Origin of the sequence: Methylobacterium sp. WL64, assembly GCF_008039945.1 — a bacterium.
GTDB lineage: Bacteria > Pseudomonadota > Alphaproteobacteria > Rhizobiales > Beijerinckiaceae > Methylobacterium.
This window is the reverse complement of record NZ_VRVA01000114.1, coordinates 1-15,356: the sequence shown is the minus strand read 5'-3', so window position 1 is coordinate 15,356 and position 15,356 is coordinate 1. Positions and strand designations below refer to the sequence as shown.

At 72.0% G+C, this 15,356-nt stretch carries 13 protein-coding genes; 10 read left to right on the top strand and 3 right to left on the bottom strand.

The genetic code is table 11. The features are described 5' to 3' along the window. On the bottom strand, nt 1-2,312 hold a 2,312-nt coding region (locus FV242_RS27700; protein ID WP_147941191.1), incomplete at its 3' end, for an AsmA protein. A 223-nt stretch (nt 2,313-2,535) separates the two neighbouring features. On the opposite strand from FV242_RS27700, the gene FV242_RS27695 reads away from it, so the two are divergent. The 7 genes from FV242_RS27695 to FV242_RS27665 all read left to right on the top strand — a co-directional run bounded on the left by FV242_RS27695 (nt 2,536) and on the right by FV242_RS27665 (nt 9,418). Then, nucleotides 2,536-4,899, top strand: coding sequence for an ATP-dependent helicase (locus FV242_RS27695; RefSeq protein ID WP_147941190.1), 2,364 nt, complete (start codon nt 2,536-2,538; stop codon nt 4,897-4,899). Nucleotides 4,900-5,311: 412 nt separating this feature from the next. Beyond that, a complete protein-coding gene (locus FV242_RS27690) occupies nt 5,312-6,028 on the top strand; it encodes a PhoH family protein (protein WP_147910209.1) in 717 nt (238 codons plus the stop codon). A 132-nt stretch (nt 6,029-6,160) separates the two neighbouring features. Next, nucleotides 6,161-6,409 carry a hypothetical protein gene (locus tag FV242_RS27685; RefSeq protein WP_147941189.1) on the top strand — a complete coding sequence of 83 codons (249 nt, stop codon included), beginning with the start codon at nt 6,161-6,163 and terminating at the stop codon, nt 6,407-6,409. Between the two features lie 167 nt (nt 6,410-6,576). Next, nucleotides 6,577-6,861 carry an accessory factor UbiK family protein gene (locus FV242_RS27680; protein WP_147910210.1) on the top strand — a complete coding sequence of 95 codons (285 nt, stop codon included), beginning with the start codon at nt 6,577-6,579 and terminating at the stop codon, nt 6,859-6,861. A gap of 289 nt (nt 6,862-7,150) precedes the next feature. Beyond that, nucleotides 7,151-7,660 (top strand): YbjN domain-containing protein, encoded by a 510-nt coding sequence (locus tag FV242_RS27675; protein WP_147856750.1) that lies wholly within the window; start codon nt 7,151-7,153, stop codon nt 7,658-7,660. A 23-nt stretch (nt 7,661-7,683) separates the two neighbouring features. Continuing rightward, nucleotides 7,684-8,487 (top strand): pyrroline-5-carboxylate reductase, encoded by an 804-nt coding sequence (proC, locus tag FV242_RS27670; RefSeq protein WP_147910218.1) that lies wholly within the window; start codon nt 7,684-7,686, stop codon nt 8,485-8,487. A gap of 94 nt (nt 8,488-8,581) precedes the next feature. Beyond that, the gene (locus tag FV242_RS27665; RefSeq protein WP_147910211.1) at nt 8,582-9,418 is read left to right on the top strand and encodes a TetR/AcrR family transcriptional regulator; all 837 of its coding nucleotides are present in this window, start codon (nt 8,582-8,584) and stop codon (nt 9,416-9,418) included. A gap of 263 nt (nt 9,419-9,681) precedes the next feature. Here the strand turns inward: FV242_RS27665 and FV242_RS27660 are convergent, their stop codons facing one another. After that, nucleotides 9,682-11,679, bottom strand: a complete 1,998-nt coding sequence (locus FV242_RS27660) for a methyl-accepting chemotaxis protein (protein WP_246692911.1) — start codon at nt 11,677-11,679, stop codon at nt 9,682-9,684. Between the two features lie 505 nt (nt 11,680-12,184). Then, the gene (locus tag FV242_RS27655; RefSeq protein WP_147941188.1) at nt 12,185-12,622 is read right to left on the bottom strand and encodes a histidine kinase; all 438 of its coding nucleotides are present in this window, start codon (nt 12,620-12,622) and stop codon (nt 12,185-12,187) included. 238 nt (nt 12,623-12,860) lie between these two features. Here FV242_RS27655 and argJ point away from each other — a divergent pair, with 238 nt between their 5' ends. The 3 genes from argJ to FV242_RS27640 are packed head-to-tail and all read left to right on the top strand — an operon-like array spanning nt 12,861 to nt 15,252. After that, nucleotides 12,861-14,111 (top strand): bifunctional glutamate N-acetyltransferase/amino-acid acetyltransferase ArgJ, encoded by a 1,251-nt coding sequence (argJ, locus tag FV242_RS27650; protein WP_147910213.1) that lies wholly within the window; start codon nt 12,861-12,863, stop codon nt 14,109-14,111. Beyond that, complete coding sequence (locus FV242_RS27645) at nt 14,108-14,827, top strand: SIMPL domain-containing protein (RefSeq protein WP_147941187.1); 720 nt, start codon at nt 14,108-14,110, stop codon at nt 14,825-14,827. The genes argJ and FV242_RS27645 overlap by 4 nt, the downstream gene beginning before the upstream one ends. Continuing rightward, nucleotides 14,824-15,252, top strand: coding sequence for a (deoxy)nucleoside triphosphate pyrophosphohydrolase (locus FV242_RS27640; protein WP_147910215.1), 429 nt, complete (start codon nt 14,824-14,826; stop codon nt 15,250-15,252). Before FV242_RS27645 ends, FV242_RS27640 begins: the two co-directional genes overlap by 4 nt. Nucleotides 15,253-15,356: the final 104 nt, after the last annotated feature.

Here is a 15,356-nt window from a genome sequence, read left to right as displayed (position 1 = left end):
CCGCCCAGGGCCGCGCCCGCGACCGTCCCGGTGGTGTCGGCGGCGATGTCGCTGCCGTCCTTGGCGAGGACGAACGTCAGGTCGGCCGGCCACACGCCCGGCGCGAGGCGCGCGGCCCCGGCCAGGGTCAGGAACGGGGCGAGGTCGGCGGTGGCGGCCCGGATCTCGCCGGCCCCCGGCAGGGCGTCGGACCCCACCAGGATCGGCCGGGCGGTGGCGAGCTTCAAGCCGGCGAGCGTGCCGTTGACGGCCAGCGCCAGGGTGTCGGCGTCCGGCCGCTCGGCGCTCAAGTGCAGCTCGGCCGGCTGCTGCAATCCGGAGATGTCGGTGCGCCCGAACCAGAGTCCCGCCCGGGGGGCCGTGAGGGTCGCGGTTCCGCCCTCGATCCGCGTGCCGCGGCTCGCCAGCGTCAGGTCGAGGGTGCCGCCGCCGGCGCTGCCCTTGATCTGGCTGCGCAGGGCGTCGGACGCGCCGCCCTCCCGATCGAGGGTCACGGCGAGGTCGAGGGGTGCCTCGCGCAGGAACGCGGGCAGCAGGCGGATCTCGCCGACCCAGACCCGTTCGAGCAGGCCGAGCAGCGGGGCCGCCACGGGGGCCTTCAGGCGGCCGGAGACGCGGCCGGTCCCGTCCGCGCCGATCCGGCCGGACAGCTTGGCGCTGGCGCCCGCGAGGTCCGTCACGTCGAGACTGTCGACCACCAGGCTCGACCCGTCCGACTGGATGCTGGCCGCGATCGTGCCGTTGCCGGAGCCGGCCGGCCCGTAGCGCACGTCCTTGGCCTCCAGCGTGAGGGCAAGATCGTGGTCGCGCAGGCTGCCGAGCGTCGTCCCGAGCGGCGGCAGGGCGGCGATGTCGATGCCGCTGGCGCGGATCTGGGCGTCGAACCGCCCGCGCGCGCCGGCTTCCGCGGCGGTGTAGCGGGCGTTGCCGGTGACGCGGGCCGCCCCCAGCGCGAGGCGCAGGTTGCGCACGGACAGGCTGGAGGCGGCCGCCGCGAGGTCCGCCGCGGCCTCGACCCTGCGCCCGTCGAGGAGCGCGGTCAGGGGGCCCTCGACGCCGAGCCGGCGCAGGTAGCGCCCGAGCGGGTCGGAATCGGCCGCGACCAGCGCCACGGGACCGGTGAGGCGCAGCGGCGCCGCCTCGACCTGGCCGCTGACGGTCAGGGTCGCGTCGCCGGGTCCGGTCGCGGTCAGGCGGCGCAGCAGCAGGCCGCCCGCGCGCTCGACGGTGCCGGCGAGCGCGAGGTTCGACCATTCCTCGCCGCCCAGAACCGCGCCGCCCACCGACAGGTCGAGGTCGAGCATGGCCGGCAACCCGGCCCCGGCGCCCGGCAGCCCGCGGCCGATCAGGTTCTGGCCCTCCGGGGAGGTCAGGAAGGCGTCGAGGTCGAGCCGGCGGGCCTCCAGGGTCAGACCGGCGCGCCATTGGCGCAGGTCGAGCCGTCCGGTGCCGCCCAGGCGCAGCGCCCGGCCGCCCGGATCGATCGCCAGCTCGACGCCCTCGAACCGGACCTGGGTGCCCCGGGCCTTGAAGCTCCCGCCGAGGGAGAACGGCAGGTAGGGGCCGGCCGCCTGGGTCGGCGGCCCGACCACCAGGCGGGCCGAGCCTTCCGATTCGATGACCGCCCCGTCGGACTCGGTGGGGACGAGGCCCAGCCGGGCGTCGGCCTCGAAGCGGGGATGCGCGTCGCCGCCGCCGGCGATCTTCACGGCGAGCCGCCCGTCCGCCCCGGGGGTTCCGCTCACCGCCCGGAACGGGACGCCGCCGCTGGTGCCCTCGACCCGCCACGGCCCGACGAGCGCGGGGGTCTGCAGGTGCAGGTCCTGGACGTAGAGCTGGTCGGTCCGGCCGGTGGCCGGCACCTGGGTGGTCACCAGGAATTGCTGGACGTGCAGGTCCTCGATGGCGAAGTCGCGGGCGCGCAGGGCCTCGCCGAGATCGGGCGGGATCCGCAGGGCCTCGCTGGCCACCACCGGGAGCTTGATCTCGGCCCGTCCGATTCGCGTCTCGGTGAAGCGGAACTCGCCCTTCAGCAGTGGCGTCAGGGCGATCTCGGCCTTGACGAAGCGGGCGTCGAGGGTCGGGCGGGCCGGGTCGGCCCCGAGATGCAGGCGGTCGATCCGCAGCCGCGGCGAGGGCAGGAGCCGGACCTCGATCCGGCCGTCGGTCCGGGCCGGCACCCCGAGGGACCGGGTCAGGCCCCGGTCGACGAGCGCGCGCTGGGCCTGCCAATCGATGACGGGCGGAACGGCCAGAGCCGCGACGAGAACCAGGATGACGGCGCCCGCCAGCGCGGTCAGAAGATCACGCACGCTACCCGTTCCGCACTCTTTTCCGCGCGGGCCGGCACCATCGCGATGCCCCGCCGTCGCGTGCCCCCCTGGGCAACCTGTCACCGGCCATAGCACGATAAGTCCCGGACGGCGCCAGAGGCGCTGCCGGCCGCGCCCCGCACGGGCGATCCCCCCTCGGAGCCGCAGCGGCTCCGGACCGAATGGCCTCGACGCCGTTCGCGATTTGGTCCAGGGAAGCGGAATGCAGAATGGCCCGCACGCGCAGCCCGCCGGGGACGGCGCTCCGACCTCCATCGCCGCCCGCGCCATGGGCGCCCTCCGGCGGGACGCCGCCGCCTATCTCGAAGGGCTCAACCCCGAGCAGCGCCGCGCCGTCGAGGCGACGGAAGGCCCGGTGCTGGTGCTGGCCGGGGCCGGCACCGGCAAGACCCGGGTGCTGACCACCCGGATCGCCCACCTGATCGCCACCGGCCGCGCCCGCCCGTTCGACATCCTGTCGGTGACCTTCACCAACAAGGCCGCCCGGGAGATGAAGCTCCGGATCGGCGCACTGATCGGCCCCGCCGGCGAGGGCATGCCCTGGCTCGGCACCTTCCACGCCATCGGCACCAAGATCCTGCGCCGGCATGCCGAGCTGGTCGGGCTGAAGTCGGACTTCACGATCCTGGGCACCGACGACCAGCTGCGCCTGATGAAGCAGGTGATCGCCGACCAGAACATCGACGAGAAGCGCTGGCCGGCACGCGCCCTGGCCCACACCATCGACGGCTGGAAGAACCGCGGCCTGTCGCCCGAGCAGGTGCCGCCGGGCGAAGCCGCGTCCTTCGCGTTCGGCAAGGGCGGCGCGCTCTACACCGCCTACCAGGCCCGGCTCGCCACGCTGAACGCCGTCGATTTCGGCGATCTTCTGCTCCTGTGCCTCAAGCTCTGGCGCGAGAACCCGGACGTCCTGGCCACCTACCAGGACCGGTTCCGCTACATCCTGGTCGACGAGTATCAGGATACGAACGTCGCCCAGTACCTGTGGCTCAGGCTGCTCGCGCAGACCCGCAAGAACATCGCCTGCGTGGGCGACGACGACCAGTCGATCTACGGCTGGCGCGGCGCCGAGGTCGACAACATCCTGCGGTTCGAGCACGATTTCCCGGGCGCCGTGGTGGTGCGGCTGGAGCGCAACTACCGCTCCACCGGGCACATCCTGGCCGCCGCCTCGGGCCTGATCGCCAAGAACGAGAGCCGGCTGGGCAAGACGCTGCGCACCGAGGACGAGCCGGGCGAGCGCGTCACCGTGACCGGCGCCTGGGATTCCGAGGAGGAGGCCCGCCAGCTCGCCGAAGCGATCGAATCCCTGCAATCCAAGCAGCACCCCCTGTCGGAGATCGCCGTGCTGGTGCGGATCTCGGCGCAGATGCGCGAGATCGAGGACCGGTTCGTCCAGCTCGGGCTGCCCTACCGGGTGATCGGCGGTCCGCGCTTCTACGAGCGGGCCGAGATCCGCGACGCGCTGGCCTACCTGCGCGTCACCATGAACGTCAGCGACGACCTCGCCTTCGAGCGGATCGTGAACACGCCCAAGCGCGGCCTGGGCGACGCCACCCTGCAGCAGCTCCACACCTTCGGCCGGGCCAACCGCCTGCCGCTGCTGATCGCCGCCCAGCGCCTGTGCGAGACCGACGAGCTGAAGCCCCGGGTCCGCGCCACCCTGCGGGCGCTCACCGAGAGTTTCTCGCGGTGGGCCCGGCTGGTGGAGACCCAGCCGCACAGCGAGGTCGCCCAGACCATCCTGGAGGAATCCGGCTACACCGAGATGTGGCAGAAGGACCGCTCCGCCGACGCCGCCGGCCGCCTGGAGAACCTGAAGGAATTCGTCCGCTCGATGGAGGAGTTCCCCGACATGGCGGCCTTCCTGGAGCACGTCTCCCTGGTGATGGAGGCCTCCGAGGCCGAGGGCGCCGAGCGGGTCTCGCTGATGACGCTCCACGCCGCCAAGGGCCTGGAATTCGACACCGTGTTCCTGCCCGGCTGGGAGGACGGCCTGTTCCCCAACCAGCGGGCGCTCGACGAGAGCGGCCGGGCCGGCCTGGAGGAAGAGCGCCGTCTCGCCCATGTCGGTCTCACCCGGGCGCGCAAGCGGGCGAAGCTGTCGTTTGCGGTCAACCGGCGGATCCACGGCCTGTGGTCCTCGACCATCCCGTCCCGGTTCATCGACGAATTGCCGGAATCGGCCGTCGACGTGGTCGAGGCGCCCGCGCATTTCTCGGCCGGCGCCTCGCGGTTCGACCGCAACCCGACGCCGTTCGGATCGAGCTACGGCACGCCCGGCTGGCAGCGCGCCCAGGCCAACACCGCCTCCGGCGCCGGGAGCCGGTCCGGCTTCGGCACCGCGCCCGGCGGACGGTCGGGCGGCCCGCGCCAGATCGAGGGCGAATTGATCGCCAAGTCGAGCGGTACGCCGTCGGCGTTCCAGGACGGCCAGCGGGTCTTCCACATGAAGTTCGGCCCCGGGACCATCGCGGGCGTGGACGGCAACAAGCTCACCGTCGACTTCGACAAGGCCGGCCGGAAGATGGTCCTCGACAGCTTCATCCAGGCTGGATCGAGCTAGCCCCGCCGACCGGGCCCGGGCGTTCGCGGGCCACAGGGTCGGCCGGCTTCGCCCGTGCTGGCCGGATGAAGCGCGGTCGTGCCGGATGGCCGCGCCCGCCCGTGTCCCCGGCCCTCGACCTGATGCCATCTTGCCAGCGTCCCGGCATTTCCGGCGGCGCGGCACCGACCGTCACCCCCCGGTCACACCCGCCGCGCAAACGTCCCGTGCGAATCGCGTTGGTGCGACGCTTGCACAGCGTATTCGACCCCGGGCGAGGCGGCGTGACGCTCTCCACAGGCGAATAGCACGGGGCGGAACCTTCGGCATGGCGCCGGAATTAGTTTCGGAATAGTGTAACTCCGGGAGCACCAAGGTAAACGGCAGTTCATCGACAGATCCAGGTTGGCAAGTCCCGTTGGAGTGTTGATCCATGAAGCGACGCCGCACACGACTTGAACTGGTTGAAGACCGCACGCCCCGTATTCACCGCACCCGCTTCGACGAAGAACGCAACCTCAGCCCGATCCAACCGCTCACCGACCGCCAGGCCGAATATCTCGACGCCCTGGCCAGCGCCCCGCAGGTGATCGTCCTCGGGCCCGCCGGCACCGGCAAGACCTACATCGCCGGGACCCGCGCCGCCGACCAGCTCCGCCAGCGCCGCATCTCCAAGGTCGTGATCACCCGCCCGAACGTGCCCTCAGGCCGCTCGCTCGGATTCTTCCCCGGCACCCTGGAGGAGAAGATCGCCCCCTGGGTCGCCCCGCTCACCGAGGCCATGAAGGAGCGCATGGGCCAAGCCGCCTTCGAGATCGCGCTCAAGACCGGCGACATCGAGATCGTGCCGTTCGAGGTGATGCGCGGCCGCACCTTCAAGAACTGCCTGGTAATCCTGGACGAGGCGCAGAACACCACCACCGCCGAGATCAAGATGTTCCTGACCCGGATCGGCGACGACTGCCAGGTCATCATCAACGGCGACGTCTCCCAGACCGACCTGCGCGAGACCTCGGGCCTGCGCACGGTGATGCACCTGATCAAGAGCCGGATGATGCCGATCCCGGTGGTGGAGTTCACCCGCGACGACATCGTCCGCTCCGGGATCTGCGCCGAATGGGTGAAGGCGTTCGAGGAAACGAATCTCTAACCCAGAAGTTGATGGCGGCGGGTCCTCGCGGGCCCGCCGTGCCCTCACCGGCACGAGACGACTCTCCGAACCTCCCGCTTGGGAGGATGAACCGGGCGCCATGCCCGGATATCAGAACATTGGAGTCTCCTCGTGAGGAAACTGACTTTCGCCTTTGCCGTGCTGGCCTCGCTGGGCGGTGCCGCCCTCGTCCAGCCCGCCAGCGCCGCCCCGGCCATGCCCTCGGCGATCGCCGCGCCGGACGCCGTCACCCAGGTCCGCGTGACGCCGATGGAGCGCCGGATGATGCATCGCCGCATGGAGCGCCGGATGATGCACCGGCGCATGGAGCGCCGGATGATGCGCCGGCACATGCACCGCCGGACGATGCGCCACATGTGATGCCGCGAAGCGGGGCCTCCGGGCCTCACTTCCCCGCCTCCGGGCCTCGCTTCGCCGCCAGGACCGCGTTTCGGGCGTTGCTCCGCATCGAGCGGATTCCTATCTCGTGATCTCGAATCGCGCAGTCAGGCAGCCGAAGCGGCAGCCGGCCGATCCGGGAGACCACGATGCCCCCCTCGAACCGACTGTTCGACGACCTCGCCCGCCTGATGACCGACGCGGCCGGCGCCGCCCAGGGCGTGCGCCGCGAGGCCGAGACCGTGGTCAAGGCGCAGGCCGAGCGCCTCGTGCGCGACCTCGACATCGCCTCCCGCGAGGAGCTCGACGTGCTGCGCGACCTCGTGACCAACCTGCGGGCGCAGAACGACGCGCTCACCGCCCGGGTGACCGCCCTCGAGGCCAAATCCGGCACGGCCGCGGCCGGCGTGGCGGGGCTCAGCGAGGCGATCTGAGTCCGCACGGCAACGCTTCAGGCTTTTGCACAGGAAGCGCAGCCGACGATTTCGTTTCCTGTTCACCGAGCGTGACCTGCACTTTGTGTCGCGAGTCACGGCCGGTCTATAGTCAGGCATAGGGTGATTCGACGGCTGCCAGGTGATGTCCGCAGCGCTTTGACAGTCGATCGCGTCACCCCGGCCCGTCTCTAACGGTCGTAGCAAGTTCTCGGAGTGTTCTCACACTCCTTCTCGCGTCCCCGTCACGTCGGGCTGGATCGATTCCGGGCCGTCCCTTTGGATCGTCATGCCGCTTCTCCACGTCGACTTCCACGACCCTGACCGGAACGAGCATCCGCTCGACGTCGTCGAGCGTCTGGCGTCCCTGCGCGACTGGATCTTCGACCGGGCCGAGACCGACGAGATGTCGATCACCAGCCCCGGCCGGTGGACCGACTACCATGTGGCGTTCACCTGGATCGAGGATGTCGAGGCCCTGCACGTGGCCTGCGCCTTCGACCTCAAGGTGCCGGAGCGGCAGCGGACCGAGGTGCTGCGCCTGATCGCGATGATCAACGAGCAGCTCTGGATCGGCCATTTCGACCTGTGGTCGAGCGACAGCGTGGTGATGTTCCGGCACGCGCTGCTGCTGGCGGGCGGCGCGGTGCCGACCCACCCGCAATGCTCCACCATGATGAAGACCGCCGTGGACGCCTGCGAGCGCTACTTCCAGGCGTTCCAGTTCGTGCTCTGGGCCGGCAAGAGCGCCCGCGAGGCGCTGGACGCCGTGCTGTTCGAGACCGAAGGCGAGGCGTGACGGCCGCCCCCGACGCCGCGCGGATGCCGCCCTCCCTGGTCCTGGCCGGGGCCGGCAAGATGGGCGGGGCGATGCTGGCGGGCTGGCTCGAATCCGGCCTCGATCCCCACGCCACCACCATCATCGACCCGGTGCCGTCCCGCGAGATCGCCGAGCTGTGCAGCGCGCGCGGGATCCGGCTGAACCCGGCGGAGGCCGAGCCCGGCGCCGTGCTGGTGCTGGCGATCAAGCCGCAGGGCCTGGAGGCGGCGGCCCCCGGCCTCGACCGGCTGATCGGCCGCGACACGCTGCTGGTGTCGATCCTGGCGGGCAAGACCGTCGCGGATCTGCGCGCCCGGCTGCCCCGGGCCCGGGCCGTGGTGCGGGCCATGCCGAACCTCCCGGCCAGCATCGGCCGGGGCGCCACCGGCGCCTGCGCGAGCCCGGAGGTGACGCCGGCCCAGCGCGACGCGGCCGACGCGCTGTTCTCCGCCAACGGCGCGGTGGCGTGGCTCGCCGACGAGGCCCAGATCGACGCCGTGACCGCCGTGTCGGGCTCCGGACCGGCCTACGTGTTCCTGCTGGCGGAGGCCCTGGCCGAGGCCGGGATCGCCGCCGGGCTCGATCCGGACGTGGCCCGGACCCTGGCGCGGGCCACGGTCTCGGGCGCCGGGGCGCTCCTCGACGCCAGCCCGGCCGAGGCGGCCGAGCTGCGCCGCAACGTCACCTCCCCGGGCGGCACCACGGCCGCGGCCCTCGACGTGCTGATGCGGCCGGACGGCCTGGCGCCGCTGATGCGCGAGGCCGTGGCGGCGGCCCGGCGCCGGGCTGCCGAGCTCGCCGGCTGACATCCGTGCGGCATCGCCGCGCGACGGCCCTGCCCATCGCCGCCGCCGTGCCTAGATAGGGGCTCGACGACCGACAGGAGGGGGCGACAGACCCATGACCGAGACCAGAGCCCCGTCGAAGCGTACCCGCAAGGGCGCGAGCACCCCGCAGGACGGTACGGCCCCGGATCAGGCCAGCCAGGCCGGCACGGCGCCGGAGACCTCCGCACAGCCCGAATCGGCGCATCCCGAATCGGCGCAGTCCGGCTCCGCGCCGAAGCCGTCGCCCCGCGAGGCGGCGGTCGAGGCGCTGATGCGGCTCGCCGCCGAGCAGCCGTGGAATGACATCGAGATCGGCGACATCGCCCGGGAGGCGGGTCTGACGCTTGCGGAACTGCGCGACCTGTTCCCGTCGAAGGGTGCGGTGCTCGGCGGCCTGACCCGGATCATCGACCGCAAGGTCCTGGAGGGCGACAGCGCCGGCCTCGAGGAGGAGCCGACCCGCGAGCGCCTGTTCGACGTGCTGATGCGCCGGCTCGACGCGATGACCCCCTACAAGCCGGCGCTCCGCCGGATCGCCTACGCGCTGCGCGGCGAGCCGCTGTCGATGCTGGCGCTCAACAGCGTTATGCTGAACTCGCACCGCTACATGCTGGCGGCGGCCGGGATCGACACCGAGGGGCCGCTGGGCCAGCTCAAGCTCCAGGGCGTTGTGATCGCGTTCGCCCGCGTCACCCAGGTCTGGCTCGACGACGAGGATCCGGCGCTCGCCCGGACGATGGCCAAGCTCGACAAGGAGATCCGCAACGGCGAGCGCCTCATGGAGCGCGCCGAGGATGCCCGTCGGCTGACCGCGCCGTTGCGCGCGCTCGGCCGGTCCCTCCTCGACCGGCGTCCCAGCGCCCGGCGCGCGCCGGACGGCGACGAGACGGATCCCGCGGCGGCGATCTAGCGCCGCGTTGGGCGGGACGTCGCAGAGCGACGCCCCGACCTTGCGGGTTTCATATCGCCCGTGAAAGGCGGAACGCACGCTCCTTCCCTTGCGGGGATGGGCAAGCGCCTCTTTGCAAGCGCTTGCCGCCGGACGCGCCGTACGAAGCCACGCGCGCCGCGTGCTGTGGTGCGTGCGACCAGCGCCTCCACCTCGGGATGGGGTGGAGGGAGGGAATCACCCGACAGCGGAACGAGCGCCCCGCGGCAGGCCGCGCGCCCGCCTCAGGCCGCCTGGATGCCCCGCAGGAAGCCGTCGACCTCCTGGCGGACCTTCTGGGATTGCGAGGCCAGCTGGGACGCCGCGTGCAGCACCTGCGTGGCGGCGCTGCCGGTCTCCCCGGAGGAGGCCAGCACCTGAGCCACGTTGGACGAGACGTCGCGGGTGCCGCGGGCGGCCTCGCCGGCGTTGCGCGAGATCTCGCTCGTCGCCGCCGTCTGCTGCACCACCGTCGAGGCGATCGAGCCGCTGATCTCGTTCACCGCCGCGATCGTGCGGGCGATCTGCTCGATCGCGGCGGCAGCCTGATGGGTGGCCGCCTGGATCGCCGCGATCTGGCCGCCGATCTCCTCGGTGGCCTTGGCGGTCTGCCCGGCCAGTTCCTTCACCTCGGCGGCGACCACGGCGAAGCCGCGGCCGGCCTCGCCGGCGCGGGCCGCCTCGATCGTGGCGTTCAAGGCCAGCAGGTTGGTCTGGCCGGCGATCCCCGAGATCGTCGTGACCGCGGCGCCGATCTGCTCGGAGGCGAGCCGCAGGCTGGCCATGGCGGTGTTGGTGGCCTCGGCCTCGTGGGCCGCGTGGCCCGCGACCTCGTTGGAGCGGATCACCTGCCGCTCGATCTCCTGCAGCGACGCGACCATCTGCTCGGCGGCGGCCGCCACGGTCTGGACGTTGGTGGAGGCCTGCTCGGCGGCGGCGCTCGAGGCCACCGCCTGGGTGTTGGTGTCGTCGGCGACCTGGGTCATTGAGCGCGCCGTGGCATCGAGTTCCGTGGCGGCCCCGGTGACGACCTCGAGCGAGGCGGCGACGTTCTGCTGGAAGGCGCGGACCAGCTGGTCGACCCGCTCGGCCCGGCTCAGGCGGGTCGCCTGCTCGGCGGCCTGGGCGGCTTCCAACTCGGCGCGGACGATGGCGTTCTGGCGGAACACGTCCACCGCCTTGGCCATCTCCCGCATCTCGTCGCGGACCTCTGGCAACGGCACGACCACGCTGGTGTCGCCCTCGGCCAGGCGCTTCATCGCGCCGGTCATGCCGGTGATCGGCCGGATGATGCTGCGGCCGATCAGGAAAGCCAGGACGCCGCCGAGCACCACGGTCAAGCTCACCAGTCCGATCTGGACCCGCCGGACCCGCGCCTCCAAAGCGTCCGTCGACTCGGTGAGTTCGGCGACGACGGCCAGGATCTTGTCGCGCACCGTTGTGGTCATCTGTTCGATCCGGTCCGTGCGCGGCTTGATCCCGGTCTCCAGCGCCGCCCTCGAACCGGCGGCGGCCTTGTCGTAGTCCCGGATGTTGGCGGCATAGGCTTCCAGCGTGTCGGCGAGGACCTTGGCCGGCTGCGCGAAGGCCGCGCCGCCTTCGCTGGCCCCGAAGCTGTCCAGGGCGGCGCGGACCTGTGTGATGCTGACCGGGAACGCGACCCGATCCTCCTCCTGCATCCGGAGTGTGAAGCGCGCGGCGGTAAGCCGGGCGCGCAGGATGGCGTTCTCGACGGACTGGGCCCGGAACAGCAGGGCCTCGCCGGACTGCGCCCGCACGGCGGAGATCAGGACTTCGAGCGCCCGGGAGAGTTCGTCGCCGGCCTTGAACATGGCGAGCTTGGCTTTGCCCAGGTCGACGGAGGCCACGGCGAGGCGCTCCAGCTCCGGCTTCAGGGCCCGGGCATCGTCACGCATATCCTGGTAGATCTTGCGCCGGTCCTGATTGACGGCGCGCCCGAGATGCAGGTCGCTCCGCTCCTCGATCTTGCGCCGCGCCTCCTCCATCCCGGCGATCTGCACAGGATCGGGATTGAGACGGAACGTTTCGGCCGCCGCCGTCAGGCTGGTGGCCAGGGTGCTGATCGTCAGGACCGACCGCGTGCCCCACTCGAATCGGGACCGCAGCGCGTAATGTTCGTTGAGAACACTCTGTTGATAGAGTGAAAACCCACCGATACCGGCTGCGATCAGCACGAGCATGGCGAAGCCGGCGTAGAGCCGGTGGCGAATTCCCAGTTTCACGGACGTACGACTCTCTTGTCAGCGCCAAAAATCGGCACGGAGCCCTTTAAATACCGACCGATGACACAGTTGTGTCGTTCTTGATTTGCACAATTGAACTATAGATCTTGAACTATGGCCTGAGATGAGCCGTGAAATCAATGCCGCCTCAAATCATATCGATTTTATGACGCGCAAATGAATGCTCACGTCGGGTAGACCGCTCGATCGGGACGATGAAGATCGCAAGCCGCAGACACGCCGCGCGGATCGCAAAATCCCGTTCGCACGGCGCTGCAGGCGCTTGTTTCCGAAAGCCGGCGGCCATCATTCGGGACGAGGCTTGAGCGACTCGAACGGCAGAGGCCGGCTTTCACACCACTGTGCCGCGTCCTGTCCGAACGCCTTCGGGCCGCCCGAATCGGCCCCGCCATCATCCCGAGCGTCGCGACGCATCCGGCGATCGTCCAGCGCAGGGCATGGAGCGATTCGCCCGCCTTCGACCGGCGACGGCAACCCGGCGCGGTCAGGCCGCGCGGTCGGCCAGCGCCTCGCGCATCAGGCTCGCGACCATCCCGTCCTGGAACTGCTCGCGCTGAATGAACAGGGCGTCCGGAACCAGCACCGAGGCTTCCTGCGGCGGCGGATCGATCGGGTCGCTGGACAGGACGATGCGCAGGCCCGGGCGCAGGGCCCGCGCCTCGACCGCGAGCTGCGCGCAGCACAGGCCGCCGCCCTGCAGGGCCGCATCCACCACCATCACGTCCACGGGGAGCCCGAGGGCCAGCACCGTCATGGCGTCGACGCCGCGGTCGCAGGCGGTCACCTGATAGCCCAGCATCCGGATCTCGGTGGAGATCTCGTCGCGCCACCGCTTATGGCGGCCGACGACCAGCACTTGGATCCGGTAGCAGACGCCCTGGGGCAGCCTGCCGGAGGCCGTCTCGACGTCGGTTGTGGGCATCGTCCGCACTCGACCTCGCTCTGGCATTGCGATGCACCATGCTATGCCGGGAACCGAGCCCCGCGCAAGTCTGCCGCCGCGAAGACGCCGCATTCGGCGGCGGCACTGCCCAAAGCGCGTGCAGCCTCACGCTTAGGCAGCAGCCCCGGGCGGCGGCGTGCGGTTGACGGCGCCGGGGTCGCGCGGGCAACACCGGGCCGCCGCGGGACGCCCCGCGCGCTGCCGGAGCTTTGAGTCGATGTCGTCCGCGAAATCCCCGCCCGTCTCTCCGCTGGCGCCGCGCGCGGTGCCGGAGCTGCCGCCGCTCCCGGGCGTGCGGATCGCCACCGCGCAGGCCGGCATCCGCTACAGCGGCCGGACCGACGTGCTCTACGTCGACCTCGCCGCCGGAACCCGCGCGGCCGGCGTGTTCACCCGCTCGAAATGCCCGTCGGCGCCGGTGGATTGGTGCCGCGAGGCCCTGGCCCACGGACCGGCCCGGGCCCTGGTGGTCAATTCGGGCAACGCCAACGCGTTCACGGGCCGGCTCGGCCGGGAGGCGGTGGCCAAGACCGTCCAGATCGCCGCGCAGGCGGCCGGCTGCGGCGACCGGGAGGTCTACGTCGCCTCCACGGGCGTGATCGGCGAGCCGCTGCCGGCCGAGCGCTTCGAGGGCGTGCTGGCCGACTGCGCCGCCCGCGCCACGGACGGCCCGGCCGCCTGGGCCGAGGCCGCCCGGGCGATCATGACCACCGACACCTTCCCCAAGCTCGCGACCCGGACCGCCGAGATCGCGGGCGTGCGCGTCACCATCAACGGCATCGCCAAGGGCGCGGGCATGATCGCCCCCGACATGGCGACCATGCTGGCCTTCGTGTTCACCGACGCCGCCCTGCCGCAGGCCGCCCTCCAGGCGCTGCTGAGCGCGGGCACCAGGACCAGCTTCAACTGCGTGACGGTGGACGGCGACACCTCGACCTCCGACACCCTGCTGCTGTTCTCCACCGCCAAGGCCGGCAACGCCGAGATCGCCGACGCGGCCGACCCGCGGCTGGCCGGCTTCAAGGCGGCGCTCGACGGCCTGCTGATCGAGCTGGCCCAGCTCGTCGCCAAGGACGGCGAGGGCGCGCGCAAGTTCGTCACCGTGCGGGTCACGGGCGCCGAGAGCGACGCCTCCGCGCACAAGATCGCCATGTCGATCGCCAACTCGCCGCTGGTGAAGACCGCGGTGGCCGGCGAGGACGCCAATTGGGGCCGGGTGGTGATGGCGGTGGGCAAAGCCGGCGAGCCCGCCGACCGGGACCGGCTCGCGATCTGGTTCGGCGACGTGCGCGTGGCCGTCCAAGGCGCCCGGGACCCGGATTACAGCGAGGACGCCGCCAGCGCGGTGATGCGCGAGCCCGAGATCGGGATCCGGGTCGATCTCGGGTTGGGCGAGGGCCAGGCCCGCGTCTGGACCTGCGACCTGACCAAGGCCTACATCGAGATCAACGGGGATTACCGCTCGTGAGGGCCGGCCTCGCCGGCCTTCTCCTGCTCGCCCTGCTGCCCGCCCGGGCGCACGCCGACGATGACGCGTGCAAGCGCCGCATCAGCGTCGTCGGGCACGCCGCGGAGGCGCGGGCACCGGACTTCGCCGAGGTCACGGTCGGGATCGAGGCGCGGGGCGCGACCCCGGCGGCGGCCCTCGACGCCGCCTCGAAGGCGGTAACCGGCGTCTCGGCGCAGGCGCGGGCGCTCGGCGTGACGCCCGCCGACATCGGCACCGCCGCGGTGACGCTTCAGGCCGGCGCGCGCTCCGTGACCCGGCCGGGCGGCCTCGTCACCGAGGAGCCCGACGGCTACCGCGCCGGCAACACCGTGACCGTGCGCCTCGCCGACATGGACCGCCTCGGCGACCTGCTGCGCCAGGCACTCGATGCGGGCGCGAACCGGATCGACGGGGTGAGCTTCGGCCTGCGCGATCCGGACAAGGCCGAGGCGGCGCTCCAGGTCGCCGCCGCGCGCGATGCCCGGACCCGGGCCGAGGCGCTGGCCGAGGCGCTCGGCGCCAAGCTCGGGCCGGTCTGCGTGCTCACCACCGCGGGGGGCGCGGTCCCGCCGCCGCCGGCCTTCAGCCGGGCGCTGGCGGCGCCGATGGCGGCCAAGGGCCGGCGCGTCCCGATCGAGGCCGGCACGATCCAGCTCTCCTCCGAGGTCTCGGCCACCTTCGCGGTGGCGCCGTGAGCGGGCCCGGGACGCCCGCCCTGCGCCTGTTGCTGGTGGTCGCGGTGGCGCTGGTCGACGTCGACGGCCGGATCCTGGTGAGCGAGCGCCCGGCGGGCAAGCAGCTCGCCGGCCTGTGGGAGTTCCCCGGCGGCAAGGTCGAGGCCGGCGAGCGCCCGGAGGAGACCCTGATCCGGGAGCTGTCCGAAGAACTCGGCATCCGGGTCGAGGAGCCGTGCCTGGCGCCCCTGACCTTCGCCAGCCACGCCTATCCGGACTTCCACCTGCTGATGCCGCTCTACGTCTGCCGGCGCTGGTCGGGCACGCCGCGCCCGATGGAGGGCCAGGCGCTCAAATGGGTCCGCCCGAAGGCCCTGCGCGACCTCGCCATGCCCCCGGCCGACACGCCGCTGATCCCGTTCCTGGTGGAGCTGCTGGGGGGGTGAAGCGGGCGAAAGCCGTCCTTTCGAGCGCGGAAGAAGGTACGTGCGCCTTCCCTCCCCCCTCTGCGGGGGAGGGTGGCTCCCGAAGAGGAGAGGTCGCGGCAGGC

Coding starts and splice junctions, on each gene's coding strand:
- FV242_RS27695 (WP_147941190.1), top strand. CDS start 2,536: ATGCAGAATGGCCCGCACGCGCAGCCCGCCGGGGACGGCGCTCCGACC.
- FV242_RS27690 (WP_147910209.1), top strand. CDS start 5,312: ATGAAGCGACGCCGCACACGACTTGAACTGGTTGAAGACCGCACGCCC.
- FV242_RS27680 (WP_147910210.1), top strand. CDS start 6,577: ATGCCCCCCTCGAACCGACTGTTCGACGACCTCGCCCGCCTGATGACC.
- FV242_RS27675 (WP_147856750.1), top strand. CDS start 7,151: ATGCCGCTTCTCCACGTCGACTTCCACGACCCTGACCGGAACGAGCAT.
- proC (WP_147910218.1), top strand. CDS start 7,684: ATGCCGCCCTCCCTGGTCCTGGCCGGGGCCGGCAAGATGGGCGGGGCG.
- FV242_RS27665 (WP_147910211.1), top strand. CDS start 8,582: ATGACCGAGACCAGAGCCCCGTCGAAGCGTACCCGCAAGGGCGCGAGC.
- FV242_RS27655 (WP_147941188.1), bottom strand. CDS start 12,622: ATGCCCACAACCGACGTCGAGACGGCCTCCGGCAGGCTGCCCCAGGGC.
- argJ (WP_147910213.1), top strand. CDS start 12,861: ATGTCGTCCGCGAAATCCCCGCCCGTCTCTCCGCTGGCGCCGCGCGCG.